Here is a 14755-nt window from a genome sequence, read left to right as displayed (position 1 = left end):
AGAAATTTGAGGCGCTACTCAAGGCCAATGTTGCTTCCACGGCTTGACACTGCCCATCGGTATCCGTCGCGACCAACAGACGGTATGCGTCGTGTGCGTCCTTGTCGTTGAGGCGATCAGGACTACCCACTCGTTCGCCGATCTTGTGCAGCTTGGCGACGAGGAGCGCGGCCGGACCCGCGACATTGATGATGGCGCTGCGGCCACTTCCGTCAAGCGCATCGACGGTCATCGGAGCCTTGTCGACGATGGCCGCTTCGATCCCTGCCGCCCGTCGCGCAGAGTGCTTGCTGTGCGGAGGAATACGCACACCGCGACGGCTTCCGGAGCCGGCGAGGTACTCGGGGACCATGAGGTCGACGGGTATCCCCGTCGGCGACATCCAGGCTCCGGGCTGCTTGCTGACCGGGTTGAGGATGAATCCGGCGGCTGTCATCGCCTCTTCCAGCCTCGGATCCTCGCCGAGTGTACGGGCGTCGATGGCCAGGTCCGAGTCCTTGGTGGCTTCGGCGAGCGCGAATGTCGCGTTGCCGGTGCGCAGATAGATCGCTTGGGCACCGATCAGGACAACCGCGTCCTTGTGGGCCGTGAGCGCCTCGACCGCGTCGAGGAGCGCAGTACGTGCTTCAACGATCAAGTTGTCGACGCCAGACATCCTCGTTCTCCTTCATCCAACTCAAGAGGTAGTCGCCTTCGGCGGGGTTACGGCCCGGGCCACTGAGTAGGTCGGCAACCGCCTGGCTGGGGGCGACGACGGTGATATCGCGCCAGGTCGATGTGCGTTCGAACACCACCGGCGAGCGCGGTACAGCAATCAAGACATTGGCACCTGCCGCGACCGGACGCAATCCGATTTCGGCTGCGAGTGTGGCCGGGTCGTCCGTATAGATCAGGCTGAGACGAGCGTCTGCGTAGGGTGCGTAGGGCTGGGCCGCCACCGAGCCACTTACCGCGTAGCGCTGCGTCGAGGACTGCTTGGCTAGTTTCGTGACCAGGGCGTCGATCCCCCGCGGTTCGAGGAAACCGTAGGTCGTGCTGGTGTCAAGGTACGGGGATTCCCTGCTCCATCGCGATAACAGTTCAGGCCAGTCGACGTCGGTGATCGGCCCGCGGTCGGCGCGGGTCAGCAATCCCTCGCTCACGAGGTAGTCGCTGAGGCGATACGCCGCGCCGATCGAAGCCCCCGCCTGGGCGGCCAACTCCGCGACCGAGTACGGCGGAACGAAGTCGACCAGTGCGCGCACGAGTTTGGCAGCTGGGAGGCCCTTGAGATTGGTGGTGGGCCGGCCTGGACCACGCCACGGGTCAGCGCTCGCACCTCGGTCGGATAACAGGATCAATGGATCATCCGAAACCAGCCATAGGTTTCCAGTCGCGTCGGCGTATGCGATACCGCGCCCTTGCAGAGTTTGCCGCTGTTGAGGGCTGAGATAGCGAGCGACGAGCATAGGTCGCTGGGACGAGTTGTCGTCGCACAGCTCGAGCAGCCGATCGACGGCGACGGACAGCGGGTTCGACCCCACAGTTCGTCTCACGTCGATGACGTACGTCAGCACCTCCACGCCATCGCGGACGAGCGAGAGCGAGAGCGGGTCGACCCGGTCACCTGCGCCGTTGGTGGTATCCGAGCTTCGGATCTCGGCGGCTGTCCGAACCATCCACCTCTCAGGAAGGTTCGCCTGCACACGCGCAGCAGCCCTGGCGAGCACCTCGACCTCAGTCTTCGGTACCTCACCGTAGCCTTCAGCAGGCCCTGCGCGCGTCGGCAAGAGTCTGGTCATTTCTCGATAATAGGCGAGTTCCGTAGACTGTGGAAGATCGTTATTTTCGAGAAGGAATTCCGTAAACTGCCATGCTGGCAACTAAGTAGACTCGCTATCATTGATGACAATGATAATCGGCCAGCTATCAGAGGGTGAGCTCCCATGAAGAACGTGACCATCCGCAACCTCAGCGATGAAGTACACCGGGCTATACGGGTGCGTGCCGCGGAGAACGACCGCAGTGTCGAAGCCGAGATGCGGGCGATTCTCGCAGAGGCCGTCCAGCCTCGCGACCGTGTCCGACTCGGTTCGATGCTCGCGGAGATCTGGTCGGAGGATCCACTGACCGACGACGAACACGCGATCCTCAACAGTCGGGACCGTACGCCGCACGAGCCGATGGACCTCACCGAGTGATCCTCCTCGACACCAACGTCATCAGTGAACCGATGCGGCCGGATCCCGACCCGCACGTCATCGCATGGTTCGACGCGCAGAACGTGGACACGCTCCACCTCAGCGCGGTTACGGTCGGTGAGCTTCGGTACGGTGTGGCGGCGCTGTCGGCCGGGCGACGTCGCGACATGCTCACAGAACGACTCGAGCAGCGCACACTGCCCGTGTTCGGTGACCGCATCCTGCCGTACGACATCACCGCCACCGAGCACTACGCACGGCTGATGGCGCGAGCACGCGCATCCGGACTCGCCATCGCCACCGCTGACGGCATGATCGCCGCCGTTGCCGCCGCAGCGGGTTTCATCGTCGCGACCCGTGACCAGTCACCATTCGAAGCGGCCGGGGTGCCGACGATCAATCCGTGGCAGTAACCGCGGCCATACCTTGCGCTGAGTTCCGGAATCCGGAACTCAGCGCAAGGTATGTTCGCCGTTCAGTCAGTACAGCGCGCTGGCGAGCTTGCGTCGGGCGGTGATGACGAACGGCTCGGCGGGGTCGAAGAGTTCGAAGAGTTCAAGCAGTCGGGTGCGGGCCTTGGTGCGGTCGTCGCCTGCGGTCACCTTGACCAGGGCGATGATGCGGTCGAAGGCCGCCTCGGGTTGCTGGTTGGCCAACAGGACGTCGGCGGCGGCGAGTTGGGCGTCGACGTCACCGGGGGCGGCGGTGTCGACGATCGACGGGTCGTGAGCGCTGGCGCGGAGCATGAACTCCAGGTTGCGGACCAGCGATGCGGCTTCGGTGTTGGTGGGTTCGTCGGCGGCGATCGCCTTGTACGCCTCCAGCGCGCCGGCGAAATCGCCGTCGTTCATCAGTTGGTCGGCGGCGGCCATCCGTTCGTCGATGACTGGTTCGTCGGCCGGAAAGTCTGCGCCGGTGAAGGTGTGGCCGACCTTGGCGAGGATATCGTCGATCCAGGCGGCGACCTGACCGGCGGGCTGAACGCCCTGGAACGCGGTGACCGGCTGGCCCTGCGCGATGGCGATGACCATCGGGATCGACTGTGCCCGGAAGGCCTGCGCGATACCGGGATTGGCGTCGACGTCGACCTTGGCCAGCACCCAGGACCCGTTGGCACCTGCGGCCAGCGACTCCAGGATCGGCGACAGTTGCTTGCAGGGACCACACCAGGTGGCCCACAGATCGACGATCACCAACTGCCGGGTGGACCGTTCGATGACGTCGGCCTCGAACGTGGCGTCAGTGACGTCGATGACCGCCGGTCCACCGGCAGATGGCTGAGTCGGTGCTCCCGCCTCAGGCGCGGCGGGACGCGGTGCGGGACGGGCATTCTGGGCTGCGGCGCGCTGGGCGTCGGCGCGTTCCTTGAGGGCTGTGAGATCCACTGCCCCGGACATTGCTACGGCAGCGGCGGCCTGCTGCCGACGAGTGGGTCGAGTCACCTGTCCAGTGTGTCACGCCTCTCGTCAGGCGCGGGGAGCGACCACACCCGCGGACGCAGCGGCGAAGGCCAGGGCGACCACCGCCACTGCCAACGCACCCGACAACCCGACCGCACCGCCGAGGAACCCGATGACCGCGGGACCCGCCAACATGCCCAGGTATCCGCAGCCGACGACCACCGAGATCACCCTGCCACTCGCATGAACGGTGAGATTTCCGGCGGCGGTGAAGATCTGCGGGATCAGCCCGGCCAAACCGATGCCGAACACCGTCCACCCGCCGATGGCCAGCGGCGCGACCGGTGCCAGCACCGCCAGCGTCATCCCGGCTGCCCCGATGAGCGCGCCGTACCGCACAAGACGCACCGGCCCGACGGAGGCGGCGATCGGGTCGATACCCAAGCGCGCCACCGTCATCGCGGCACTGAACGCGCCGAACGTGATGGCACCGATGGCCTCGGTGGTCCCGAACGTCTCGACCACGTGCAGCGCACTCCAGTCGTAGGCGGTGCCCTCGGCGAGCATCAGCGCGAACGCGACCAGCGCCATCAACCCCAGTTGCCGCAGGTCAACATCCCGCCACCACCGCGGATCGCCCGGCGGGGACGGATCATCGTCGGTAGCAGCCGCTTCGATCCGTGGATCGCCGTAGCCTCGCGGCACCAGACCATGCCGGACCACAGCCACCACCCCGACACCGAAGCCCGCACCCCCGACCCCCGTCGGCCCCACGCCGACATCGAGCCACAGGGTCAGTGCCACCAGCCCGGACCCGACCAGGCTGCCGACCGAGAAATACCCGTGGAACGCCGACATGATGGGTCGCCGGTAGGCCCGTTCGACCGCGACTGCCTGGGCGTTCATCGACACGTCGAGCGCCCCGTTGGCAAACCCGAACACCGCCAGCGACGCCGCGAGCGCCTCGGGACTGCGGGCCAGCACCGGACCGATGATCGCACCGCTGAGCAGCAGCGCGGCACCTACGGTCGTAGGACGTGGGCCCCAACGGTCGGTCGCCGGGCCGCACAACTGCATCGCCACGAACGCCGACACCCCGATCAGCAACAGCAGGCCGCCGAGCTGGGCGTGCGAGACGTGCGCCCGATCGGTGATCACCGGAATGTGTGCCACCCATAGCGCGGCGAGAAATCCGTTCAGCGCGAAGACCGCGGTGACACTCAACCGTGCCCGCACCGCAGACGGACCATCGATCGAGGCCGAGCGACTCAATGAGATGGACTACCTTGAGGTGGACTACGCGGTCGCCTGCATCGTCACCGGCGCACCGGCCGAAAGCTCGGCGAGGTGACCGTTGCGGGCGGCCCACCACTCGAATACCAGCGTGCCGAAGGGCGGGATGCTCGATACCAGCGCCAGCACAGTCACCTTGGCGTTCCACTTCAGTGCAGCGGCGGTGACGAAGGAGATCACCACGAAGGCGATGAACACGATGCCGTGCACCATGCCCGGAACCTGCACCGCGCCGGGGTTGTCGGCAACCCGCTTGACGATCATCGCGATAATCAGGGCGAACCATGTGATCGCCTCGAGAATTGCGACAAAACGGAAACGTTTGGCGGGCGTGCTGAGGTCGAAGATGCTTTTCACCATGCTCCCATTGTGCCGAACAACCCAGAGTCTCTACTACAAGGTGTAGTACAGATCTCGTTTCAGGCCTTCGGAACCCGCACGATCAAGGCGTCACCCTGTCCACCGGCACCACACAGCGCGGCGGCACCGATACCGCCACCGCGGCGCTGCAATTCCAATGCGAGATGCAGGGTGATACGTGCGCCCGAGGTGCCGATCGGGTGACCGATGGCGATGGCACCACCGTTGACGTTGACGATGGATTCGTCGACGCCGAGTTGCCGCGCCGACGACAGACCGACAGCCGCGAACGCCTCGTTGATCTCGATCAGATCAAGATCAGTAGCAGCGATACCCTCACGGGCACAAGCCTTTTCGATGGCATTGGCGGGCTGTGCCTGCAGGCCGGAGTCGGGACCGGCGACTACGCCGTGCGCACCGATCTCGGCGAGCCAGGTCACCCCGAGCTCCTCGGCCTTGGCCTTGCTCATGACCACGACGGCCGCGGCGCCGTCGGAGATCTGCGACGAGTTGCCGGCGGTGAGCGTGCCGTCCTTGCGGAACGCCGGACGCAGCCGGGCCAGCGAATCGGCCGACGTACTTGCGCGCACACCCTCGTCCTCGGTGAACTCGATCGGATCACCCTTGCGCTGCGGGATGCTCACCGGCACGATCTCGTCGGCGAACACGCCGTTCTTCTGCGCGGCGGCCGCGAGCTGGTGGCTGCGGGCGGCGAACTCGTCCTGCTGCTCGCGGGTGAAACCGTCGGTGTCGTTGCCCTGCTCGGTCAGCAACCCCATCGCCTGATCGGTGAACGCGTCGTGCAGTCCGTCGAAGGCTGTGTGATCGAGGATCTCGGCGTTGCCGTACCGGTAGCCGCCGCGCGCACCGGGAAGGATGTACGGCGCCTGCGTCATCGACTCCTGACCACCGGCAACGACGACGTCGAACTCACCGGCACGGATCAGCTGGTCGGCCAGCGCGATCGCGTCGATACCCGACAGACACATCTTGTTGATGCTCAGTGCGGGAACGTCCCAGCCGATACCGGCCTTGATGGCGGTCTGGCGGGCCGGCATCTGCCCGGCGCCGGCGGTGAGCACCTGCCCCATGATCACGTACTGTACTTCGGAAGCGGGCACGCCCGCCTTCTCCAGCGCACCCTTGATGGCGATCGCCCCCAGGTCGACACCGCTGAAATCCTTGAGCGAACCGCTCAGTCGCCCGAAGGGCGTCCGTGCACCGGCAACAATGACAGTCGACATTTGGGGACCTCCAGCAGGTGTTCGTGAACGTGGCCCGGACATGGATGCCGCCGCGTCTACCGAGCGGCCGTTCGGGTCATTGGATAAGACGCTACCGTGAGACCATGACCACACCACCGGCAGACCCCACTGCCACCCCCGCCACCGCCCTCATCGCCGATCTCGTCACCGCCGTCGACCACGTCGGTATCGCCGTCCCAGATCTCGACGCCGCCAAGAAGTGGTACGCGGACAACCTCGGGTTCGTGACGCTGCATCAGGAGACCAACGTCGAGCAGGGTGTCGAGGAGGCGATGATCGGGCCGGCCGGTGCCGACGCCTCCGGAGCCGCCGTCATCCAGTTGCTCGCTCCGCTCAACGAGGAGTCCACGATCGCCAAGTTCATCGCACGCAGCGGTGCGGGCCTGCAACAGCTCGCTGTTCGCGTCACCGACGTCGACGCCGTTTGCGAGCGTCTCACCGGCGCCGGAATCCGCGTCCTATACCCCGCTCCGAAGCGCGGCACAGCGGATTCACGGATTAATTTCGTGCATCCGAAAGACGCTGGTGGCGTACTTCTTGAGCTTGTCGAACCAGCCGCACACGGTGTAGGACACTGACGGCGACTCGGTTAAACTCGCGGCATGGCAGCTGGACCGGGGACGGACACATTCACCGTAGTGATGCGCGGATTCGATCGCGACCAAGTGATCGAGCACCTGCGGCGAGTAGACGCCGAGATGCGGCTGCTGGCCGCCGACCGCGACGCCGCGTCGGTCAACGCCCGTGAGCTGGCGGCCCACCTGGAAAGCGCTCGCGACGAGATCGCCGAATTGCGCGGCGAGGTCGACCGGCTGTCCGTGCCGCCGACGACCGCCCAGGGGATGAGCGAGCGCCTGTCCCGAATGCTGCAACTTGCCTCCGACGAGGCCTCCGAGATGCGTGCCGAGGCCTCCTCCGAGGCCGCCGAGACGCTGTCCATCGCCCGGCAGGAGTCCGAGAACCTGCGCAGATCCGCCAAAGAAGAGGCGGACAGGGTGCGGTCGGAGGCGCAGACATTCGCCGCCAAGCTCAAGCGGGATGCACAAACCAACGCCGACAAGAGCAAGCGAGACACCGCTGCCGACGCGGAAAAGGTGCGTCGCGAGGCACAGGCATTCTCCGACAAGACCATCAAGGATGCCCAGTCCACGGCGGCGAAGACGGTGCAGGAAGCGAAGGCCTACTCCGAGAAGACGCGGGCTGAGGCCGACGCCTACTCCGACAAAACCCGCAGCGATGCTCAGACCTTCGCGCGGACCACCACCGCCGACGCCAAAGCGCTCGCCGACAAGACCACGACGGACGCCAAGAACCTCGCCGACAAGACCAAGGCCGACGCCAAGGCTTTCGCCACGAAGACGACCACCGAGGCCAAGGCACTCGGCGACAAACGCATCGCCGAGGCCACCGAACGTGCCCGCGAGATCCGCGAGCAGGCCGACACCGACGCGCTGGCCATCAAGGAGCGTTCGCGGGAGATCGCACAGGCCCGGCTGGCCCGGTCCCGCGAACTGCTCGGTTCCGCCGATTCGGTGCGCCGCAACATCATCAGCCAGGTCATCGAGATCCGCAGCCTGCTCAACGAACTGCCCGAGAAGCTCACGCACGAGGGCAAGGACGATCCCCTGCTGCTGGCCTCCGAGATCGACGACGTCGACTTGATCAACAAGACGCTCAGCGGCGAGGCGAAGATCACCGCCGACACCGTCCGGCGCTGATCGCCCGGTCCGGTCAGAACAGCCGGAACTCGTTGCTCTCGGCGCCGCGCAGTTCGTCGTAGTCGAGCACCACGCAGCGGATGCCCCGATCCTCGGCCAGCGTGCGGGCCTGCGGTTTGATCTGTTGTGCGGCAAACACGCCGGCGACGGGGGCGATCGTCGTATCACGGTTGAGCAGTTCCAGGTAGCGCGTGAGCTGCTCGACGCCGTCGATCTCCCCGCGCCGCTTGATCTCCACCGCCACCGTGTGACCGTCGGCGTCACGGCACAGGATGTCGACCGGCCCGATCGCGGTCATATACTCCCGCCGGATCAACGTATGCCCGGCACCGAGCGTATCGATGTGCTCGGCCAGCAACTCCTGTAGATGCGCCTCGACGCCGTCCTTGACCAGTCCGGGGTCGACGCCGAGTTCGTGGCTCGAATCGTGTTCGATCGACGCGATGGTTATGCGCAGTTCTTCTCCCGCCTTGTTGGTGACCACCCAGTACGCCTCGGCATCGGTACCGTCGGGCACCTCGGCCTCGGTCAGCCGGCACGGGGGGCTCATCCAGTTGAGCGGCTTGTACGCGCGATCGTCGGCGTGCACGCTCACCGAACCATCGGATTTGATCAGCAGCAACCGCCTGGCCATCGGCAGATGGGCCGTGAGCCGTCCGACGTAGTCGACCCGGCATTCCGCAATCACCAAACGCATCCCGCAGAGTCTAGTGGCTACTGCGGCGCGCCTTCGAGCTGGATCGACTCGGCCGCCGCAACAGCCTCCTCCATCGTCGAGTACATATGTGGCAGTTCAATTTTCGATACCCCAGGCAGACCCGTCCGTTCCTCCAGACGACTCAATCCGTCACGCAGCGCACCATCCGGGTCCACCAACAGCACCCGTTTGCCACGCTCAGCCAGCGACAGACCACCGCCGACCACCATGCGCCGGGCCACCGGATCGATGACGTCGACTCTGGAGATCTCGACGATCACGATGTCGCAGCTGTCGATGTCGCGATCGATACGCCTCAGCACACTTTCCACATCGCTGAAGGTCAGGTCGCCCTGCAGCTCGTACACCCGAGCGCGGTCGCGGCAGCCACGGAGATACGCACGATGAGTGCCGGTCCACCGCGGCCCGACCTCGAATTCGCCGATGTCATAGACGGAGCGGATCGTCACCCGGCTGTCCCGTGCGATATTGAACATGTGCAGGCCGAGATCCGCCGAGAGGTGCCGGCACGTGTCGACGCCGCGGACACTGTTGCCGTGGTCGTCGAGCCTCGGCGAGAACACACCGATCCCCAGCTGCCCCGGCAGTGAGCCGAGAATCCCGCCGCCGACACCGCTCTTCGCGGGGATACCGACCGAGGTGACCCAGTCGCCGGCGCCGTCGTACATACCGCAGGTGGTCATCACGCTGAGCAGGCGCTGCGCGGTTCGCCGGCTGAACACTCGCCGGCCGGTGCGCGGGTTGAGGCCGCCGCAGGCGATCGTGATGCCGATGACTGCCAGGTCGTCGGTGGTCACCCGCAACGAGCATTGCCGGAAATAGAGATCGAGGGCAGCGTCGGGGTCGGTACCGATGACCCCGAAACTGTCGAGCATGTATGCGATGGCCCTGTTGCGCGATCCGGTGGACTTCTCCGACCGGTACACGTCGTCGTCGATCGTCAGAACTCGCCCGGCACATGCCGAATAAAACTCCACGAGCTCGGCGAACACCTCGTCGACGGACTCCGCGCGCACTTCCCGATCTTGCGGAAGCAGCAACGATGCCGCAGTGATCGCCCCTGCGTTGATCATCGGGTTGCGGGGCCGGCGTCGGCTGTCGACGCTGATCTCGTTGAACGCCTCCCCCGAGGGTTCCAGCCCGATCTTCGCGTCGACGATGTCCGGCCCGTGCTCGCCCAACGCCATCGCGTACGTCAGCGGCTTCGACATCGACTGGATCGTGAACTCGGTGGCGGTGTCTCCGACCGAGTAGATGTAGCCGTCGTGCGCGCACAGCGACAACCCGTACTGCTCGGGGTCTGCCGCCGCGAGTTCGGGAATGTAGTCGGCGACCTTCCCGGACCGGTCCCCTGCGCACTGGTCGGCGATGTGCTGAAGGTATCCGGCCACCAACGATGTGCGGCCCTCGGTCAACGACGTCATGCGGCCAACGCTAGGGCATGCCTCCCATACGCCGACCGCGGACGTCGACGGTGTCGGCGAAGCGGTACGGTCCCGCGACGATCAATCCGCCGAGATGCTTACGCAGGCGCGACATTTCGGCGCGCACAGTGACGGTGCGGTCGGGCACGCCGAACAGGTGCGTCGACAGCTGTGCCGCGCTCGCCCCCTCGGAGTGTGCGGTGAGATACGCAAGGATCTGTGCGTGCCGGGGCGACGGACGGTACGTCCACTTTCCGCTGCCGCCTTCGACGGTGACGATCGACCCACCGTTCGGGCCCGGCGCCAGTTCCAGGATCGTGGTCGCGGTGTCGGCAGATTCGGTGACCCGGACCAGCCAACCGCCCGGAAGTGCCTCGATGTCGCATTCGCCGAGGGTGTTGACCCAGTACCGGCCGGGCGAGTCGACCTGAGGCAGCACCAGGCGTGAGCGTGGCGACACTGTGTCGAGCGCGGCGACCCAGCCGTGCGGGTCGACCGCGAGCGCCGGCCCAGGTGATCGGGCCAGGATCGGTGCGGCCACCGCGCGCAGGGTGTCGAGCGACCGATGATGCTGTTCACGCAACTGCGACTCGGCAAGCCGGGCAACGGCATCGACGAGCGCCAGCGTGGTGGGATGAATGGTGGCGGCCGGCCCGCTGACGTCGACGACACCGAGCGTCTCGCCCGAGCGCGGGTCCTTGATCGGCGATCCGGCACAGGTCCAGGCGTGATGACTGCGCACGTAGTGTTCGGCGGAGAACACCTGCACCGGTCTGCCCGACATCAGGGCGGTTCCGATGGCGTTGGTGCCGACGTTGTTCTCCGCCCAGTCGGCACCTTCGATGAATCCGAGCCGATCGGCCCTCATCAGTACCCGGGGCGAGCCACTGCGCCACAGCACCCGCCCCTGCGCGTCGGCGACCACGAGGATGTTGTCGCCGCCGTCGATGACCGCACCGAGCCCGCGGGTCAGGTCGGGCAGGATCGTCGCCAGGCCGGACGACTGCCGGCGTACTTCGAGTTCGTCGAGGTCGAGGGCGATGTCCGGGCTGCTGGTATCCGGATCCACCCCGGCGCCCTGCACCCGATGCCACGAGTCGCTGATCACCGTCCGCGGTCGTGCGGGCATGCGCGCACCCGACATCGCGGCGTCGTACACCGCGCTCAGGACTTGCGCGAACTGTCTCGGGTCGTCGCCGACATTCACCGCCGGTTCGAGGGATCCACTGCGTGCCATCGACTTCAATTGTGCTCCGCATCACATGGATGCGCAAAGCCGCCGACACCGCAACCCGTTGCAACCCTTGTCCGGGACGCTCGCCCGATGTGTGCTGTACATCACAACCGTGCCGGTGACCACCGGTACGTCTCCCACACAGGAGGTGCACCCAATGACGCAGACCCTCGAACCACCCGCCGCCGAATCCGTCGGCGACGCCCAGCAACGGATCGACGCCTGGCTGGCCAAGTTCAACGAGGCGCTGGCCTCACGCGATGTCGAGCGGGTCACCGCACTCTTCGCGACCAGCAGCTTCTGGCGCGACCTGGTCGCCTTCACGTGGAACATCAAGACGGTCGAAGGGCACGAGGAGATCGCCGACATGCTCCGCGCCCGCCTCGATGACGTCGATCCGGTCGGCTTCGCCACCGCGGACCCGGCCTCCGACGACGGCGACGGCATCGTCTCGGCGTTCATCAAGTTCGAGACGTCCGTAGGCCGCGGCGAAGGACACCTGCGGATCCGGCCCGAGGACGGCGAGGACAAGGGCTGGACCCTGCTCACCACGCTGCAGGAGCTCAAGGGCCACGAGGAATCGGCCGGGTACAGCCGGCCGCGCGGCGCCGTCCACGGCAGCGATCCCGATCCGCGGTCGTGGGCGGAGAAGAAGGAAGCCGAAGCCGCCGAACTCGGCCGCAGCGCGCAGCCGTTCGTACTGGTCATCGGTGGTGGTCAGGGCGGTATCGCACTCGGTGCCCGACTGCGCCAGCTGGGCGTTCCGTCGATTGTCGTCGATCGCCACGACCGCCCCGGCGACCAGTGGCGCAAACGCTACAAGTCGCTGTGCTTGCACGACCCGGTCTGGTACGACCACCTCCCGTACCTGCCGTTCCCCGAGAATTGGCCGACATTCGCACCCAAGGACAAGATCGGCGATTGGCTGGAGTTCTACACGCGGGTCATGGAGGTCCCCTACTGGTCCAAGACCACCTGCACGTCGGCCGTCTACGACGACGAGGCCGGCACCTGGACCGTCGAGATCGACCGCGACGGCGAGAAGATGACGCTGCACCCGTCCGAGCTGGTCCTGGCGACAGGCATGTCGGGCAAGGCGAACGTCCCCACGTTCACCGGCCAGGACATCTTCCAAGGCGAGCAGCACCATTCGAGTCAGCATCCCGGTCCCGACGGCTACAAGGGCAAGAAGGTGGTCGTCGTCGGTTCCAATAACTCGGCGATGGACATCTCCAAGGCCCTCGTCGACAACGGCATCGACGTCACGATGATCCAGCGGTCCTCCACGCACATCGTCAAGTCCGATTCGCTGATGGAGATCGCGCTCGGCGATCTGTACAGTCAGCGCGCCGTCGACAGCGGAATGACCACCAAGAAGGCCGATTTCACGTTCGCCTCACTGCCGTACCGCATCATGCACGAGTTCCAGATCCCGGTGTACGACGCCATCCGCGAACAGGACAAGGAGTTCTATGACGGGCTCGCCGCCGCCGGTTTCGACCTCGACTTCGGCGACGACGATTCGGGCCTGTTCATGAAGTACCTGCGACGCGGATCGGGCTACTACATCGACGTCGGCGCGGCCGAGCTGATCGCGGACGGCAGTATCAAGCTGGCCCACGGCAACGTCGACCACCTGACCGAGAACAGCGTGGTCCTCGACGACGGTTCCGAACTGCCCGCCGACGTCGTCGTCTACGCCACCGGATACGGCTCGATGAACGGCTGGGCCGCCGACCTGATGGGTCAGCAGATCGCCGACAAAGTCGGCAAGGTCTGGGGTCTGGGCTCTGACACCACCAAGGATCCCGGTCCATGGGAAGGTGAGCAGCGCAATATGTGGAAGCCGACCCAGCAACCACATCTGTGGTTCCACGGCGGCAACCTGCACCAGTCGCGTCACTACTCGCTATATCTGGCGCTGCAGCTCAAGGCGCGTTATGAGGGCATCCCGACACCCGTGTACGGGCTGCAGGAAGTGCACCATCTGAGCTGATCCGCCGACGCACTCTGAGCACCCGGGACTGTCACCGTCCCGGGTGCTCAGTACGTTCCGCCGGACATTCGCCCCAAAGCCCACCGATTCGGACAGCATCGGCGTGCGTCGCACTAGGCTGGTGGCAGCTGCCGATCGGAGACACACAATGAAACTGCTCGTCGCCTACATCGCCACCGCCGGCGGGGCCGACGCCGTTGCCCTCGGGTCATCGCTGGCCCGCACCCTCGACGCCGAACTCGAACTGTGCGTCGTCATCCCGCCCGAGCCGCACGCGCCGGGGACCGACGAGCAGAGCGACATAGACAAGCTCTCCGACGCCCTCGATCACGCCGCCCAGGCCTGGCTCGACGACGCGACCGCGATGATTCCCGACGACATCGAAACCACCGCGACGATCGCCACCGACGCCAATCCGGCCTCGGGCCTGATCCGGCAGGCTCAGAAGTCGGGAGCCGACCTCATCGTCATGGGCGGTTCGGGCGGCGGCATCCTGGGCCGGCACACACTCGGGACCGTCGTCAACGGCATCCTGCACTCCTCCCCCATCCCGGTCGCGCTGGCACCCCTGGGTTTCAGCCATGTCGGTGCCGAACAGGTCCGGGAACTCACTGTGATGATCGGCCATCGACCCGGCACCGATCTGCTGTTCCAGACGGCCATCCGGGCTGGGCTGCGGGCACATCGCCCGATTCGCATGGTCTCGCTGGTGGCACTCGACGAGGTTCAACCCTGGGCCGACACCCCCGACGACGTGGCTGTCGCCGACGCCCGCACGCACGCCCAGTCAACCCTCGATGAGGCGCACAAGCGGCTGCCGGCCGACTTCCCGATCTCCTCGACGATTGCGCAAGGCCACACCATCGAGGAGGCTGTGACCTCGCTCGAATGGCACGACGGCGACGCGATCATGGTCGGTTCCAGCCGGCTCGCCGCCCCCAATACGATCTTTCTCGGTTCCACCGCATCAAAGATCCTGCGTGCCTTGGCCATTCCGATGATTGTCGTCCCAGGGACTACCGTCGACTGAAATTACTTTGGGCCCCTGACACCAGGTGTCAGGGGCCCAAAGGGGTTGGGTTGCGGCGGTGTCCTACTCTCCCACACTGATCAGGGTGCAGTACCATCGGCGCTGGTGGGCTTAGCTTCCGGGTTCGGAATGGGTCC

General features: G+C 65.9%; 15 protein-coding genes. 6 read left to right on the top strand and 9 right to left on the bottom strand.

Annotated elements, in window-relative coordinates; translation table 11 throughout:
• Together Q0627_RS21365 and Q0627_RS21360 are read right to left on the bottom strand one after the other, a co-directional pair.
• A partial coding sequence (locus Q0627_RS21365; protein ID WP_298812709.1) for a GSU2403 family nucleotidyltransferase fold protein occupies window positions 1–655 on the bottom strand: 655 nt, incomplete at its 3' end.
• On the bottom strand, window positions 627–1862 hold the full coding sequence (locus tag Q0627_RS21360) for a hypothetical protein (RefSeq protein WP_291011558.1): 1236 nt from the start codon (window positions 1860–1862) through the stop codon (window positions 627–629). The genes Q0627_RS21365 and Q0627_RS21360, both read right to left, overlap by 29 nt.
• A gap of 63 nt (window positions 1863–1925) precedes the next feature.
• Here Q0627_RS21360 and Q0627_RS21355 point away from each other — a divergent pair, with 63 nt between their 5' ends.
• Together Q0627_RS21355 and Q0627_RS21350 are read left to right on the top strand one after the other, a co-directional pair.
• Window positions 1926–2180, top strand: a complete 255-nt coding sequence (locus Q0627_RS21355; RefSeq protein ID WP_291011559.1) for a FitA-like ribbon-helix-helix domain-containing protein — start codon at window positions 1926–1928, stop codon at window positions 2178–2180.
• Window positions 2177–2593, top strand: a complete 417-nt coding sequence (locus tag Q0627_RS21350; protein WP_291011561.1) for a type II toxin-antitoxin system VapC family toxin — start codon at window positions 2177–2179, stop codon at window positions 2591–2593. The genes Q0627_RS21355 and Q0627_RS21350 overlap by 4 nt, the downstream gene beginning before the upstream one ends.
• 66 nt (window positions 2594–2659) lie before the next feature.
• Here Q0627_RS21350 and Q0627_RS21345 read toward each other — a convergent pair whose 3' ends face one another.
• The 4 genes from Q0627_RS21345 to Q0627_RS21330 form a co-directional block, all read right to left on the bottom strand.
• Window positions 2660–3577 carry a tetratricopeptide repeat protein gene (locus tag Q0627_RS21345; protein ID WP_291011590.1) on the bottom strand — a complete coding sequence of 306 codons (918 nt, stop codon included), beginning with the start codon at window positions 3575–3577 and terminating at the stop codon, window positions 2660–2662.
• 69 nt (window positions 3578–3646) lie between these two features.
• Complete coding sequence (locus tag Q0627_RS21340; protein WP_298812704.1) at window positions 3647–4804, bottom strand: MFS transporter; 1158 nt, start codon at window positions 4802–4804, stop codon at window positions 3647–3649.
• 72 nt (window positions 4805–4876) lie between these two features.
• Window positions 4877–5233, bottom strand: coding sequence for a DUF3817 domain-containing protein (locus Q0627_RS21335; protein WP_291011566.1), 357 nt, complete (start codon window positions 5231–5233; stop codon window positions 4877–4879).
• A 59-nt stretch (window positions 5234–5292) separates the two neighbouring features.
• Window positions 5293–6477, bottom strand: coding sequence for an acetyl-CoA C-acetyltransferase (locus tag Q0627_RS21330; protein WP_291011569.1), 1185 nt, complete (start codon window positions 6475–6477; stop codon window positions 5293–5295).
• A gap of 104 nt (window positions 6478–6581) precedes the next feature.
• Between Q0627_RS21330 and mce the strand changes: the two genes are divergently transcribed.
• Window positions 6582–7076 (top strand): methylmalonyl-CoA epimerase, encoded by a 495-nt coding sequence (gene mce, locus Q0627_RS21325; RefSeq protein WP_291011572.1) that lies wholly within the window; start codon window positions 6582–6584, stop codon window positions 7074–7076.
• A gap of 24 nt (window positions 7077–7100) precedes the next feature.
• Window positions 7101–8216, top strand: a complete 1116-nt coding sequence (locus Q0627_RS21320; protein WP_291011575.1) for a hypothetical protein — start codon at window positions 7101–7103, stop codon at window positions 8214–8216.
• Window positions 8217–8229: 13 nt separating this feature from the next.
• Here Q0627_RS21320 and nucS read toward each other — a convergent pair whose 3' ends face one another.
• Genes nucS through Q0627_RS21305 form a run of 3 tightly spaced genes read right to left on the bottom strand, consistent with a single transcriptional unit; the run spans window position 8230 to window position 11595 of the window.
• The gene (nucS, locus tag Q0627_RS21315; protein ID WP_291011578.1) at window positions 8230–8913 is read right to left on the bottom strand and encodes an endonuclease NucS; all 684 of its coding nucleotides are present in this window, start codon (window positions 8911–8913) and stop codon (window positions 8230–8232) included.
• Window positions 8914–8930: 17 nt separating this feature from the next.
• Window positions 8931–10358 (bottom strand): glutaminase A, encoded by a 1428-nt coding sequence (glsA, locus tag Q0627_RS21310; RefSeq protein WP_291011581.1) that lies wholly within the window; start codon window positions 10356–10358, stop codon window positions 8931–8933.
• 10 nt (window positions 10359–10368) lie between these two features.
• Window positions 10369–11595, bottom strand: a complete 1227-nt coding sequence (locus tag Q0627_RS21305; RefSeq protein WP_291011583.1) for a helix-turn-helix domain-containing protein — start codon at window positions 11593–11595, stop codon at window positions 10369–10371.
• Window positions 11596–11749: 154 nt separating this feature from the next.
• Here Q0627_RS21305 and Q0627_RS21300 point away from each other — a divergent pair, with 154 nt between their 5' ends.
• Both Q0627_RS21300 and Q0627_RS21295 read left to right on the top strand, forming a co-directional pair.
• Window positions 11750–13588 (top strand): NAD(P)/FAD-dependent oxidoreductase, encoded by a 1839-nt coding sequence (locus Q0627_RS21300; RefSeq protein WP_291011585.1) that lies wholly within the window; start codon window positions 11750–11752, stop codon window positions 13586–13588.
• A gap of 148 nt (window positions 13589–13736) precedes the next feature.
• Window positions 13737–14618: a universal stress protein gene (locus Q0627_RS21295; protein ID WP_291011588.1), complete on the top strand. Its 882-nt coding sequence runs from the start codon at window positions 13737–13739 to the stop codon at window positions 14616–14618.
• Window positions 14619–14755 lie beyond the last annotated feature (137 nt).

This window comes from uncultured Gordonia sp. (assembly GCF_937858515.1).
In the GTDB taxonomy this organism is placed as follows: Bacteria; Actinomycetota; Actinomycetes; order Mycobacteriales; family Mycobacteriaceae; genus Gordonia.
The sequence above is the reverse complement of the archived record's forward strand: the minus strand, read 5'-3'. Positions and strand labels throughout refer to the sequence as shown.

Excerpts from the sequence above, each read along its gene's own strand:
- Q0627_RS21355 (WP_291011559.1), top strand. The coding sequence starts at position 1,926 with ATGAAGAACGTGACCATCCGCAACCTCAGCGATGAAGTACACCGGGCT.
- Q0627_RS21345 (WP_291011590.1), bottom strand. The coding sequence starts at position 3,577 with ATGTCCGGGGCAGTGGATCTCACAGCCCTCAAGGAACGCGCCGACGCC.
- Q0627_RS21335 (WP_291011566.1), bottom strand. The coding sequence starts at position 5,233 with ATGGTGAAAAGCATCTTCGACCTCAGCACGCCCGCCAAACGTTTCCGT.
- Q0627_RS21330 (WP_291011569.1), bottom strand. The coding sequence starts at position 6,477 with ATGTCGACTGTCATTGTTGCCGGTGCACGGACGCCCTTCGGGCGACTG.
- mce (WP_291011572.1), top strand. The coding sequence starts at position 6,582 with ATGACCACACCACCGGCAGACCCCACTGCCACCCCCGCCACCGCCCTC.
- Q0627_RS21320 (WP_291011575.1), top strand. The coding sequence starts at position 7,101 with ATGGCAGCTGGACCGGGGACGGACACATTCACCGTAGTGATGCGCGGA.
- nucS (WP_291011578.1), bottom strand. The coding sequence starts at position 8,913 with ATGCGTTTGGTGATTGCGGAATGCCGGGTCGACTACGTCGGACGGCTC.
- glsA (WP_291011581.1), bottom strand. The coding sequence starts at position 10,358 with ATGACGTCGTTGACCGAGGGCCGCACATCGTTGGTGGCCGGATACCTT.
- Q0627_RS21305 (WP_291011583.1), bottom strand. The coding sequence starts at position 11,595 with ATGGCACGCAGTGGATCCCTCGAACCGGCGGTGAATGTCGGCGACGAC.
- Q0627_RS21300 (WP_291011585.1), top strand. The coding sequence starts at position 11,750 with ATGACGCAGACCCTCGAACCACCCGCCGCCGAATCCGTCGGCGACGCC.
- Q0627_RS21295 (WP_291011588.1), top strand. The coding sequence starts at position 13,737 with ATGAAACTGCTCGTCGCCTACATCGCCACCGCCGGCGGGGCCGACGCC.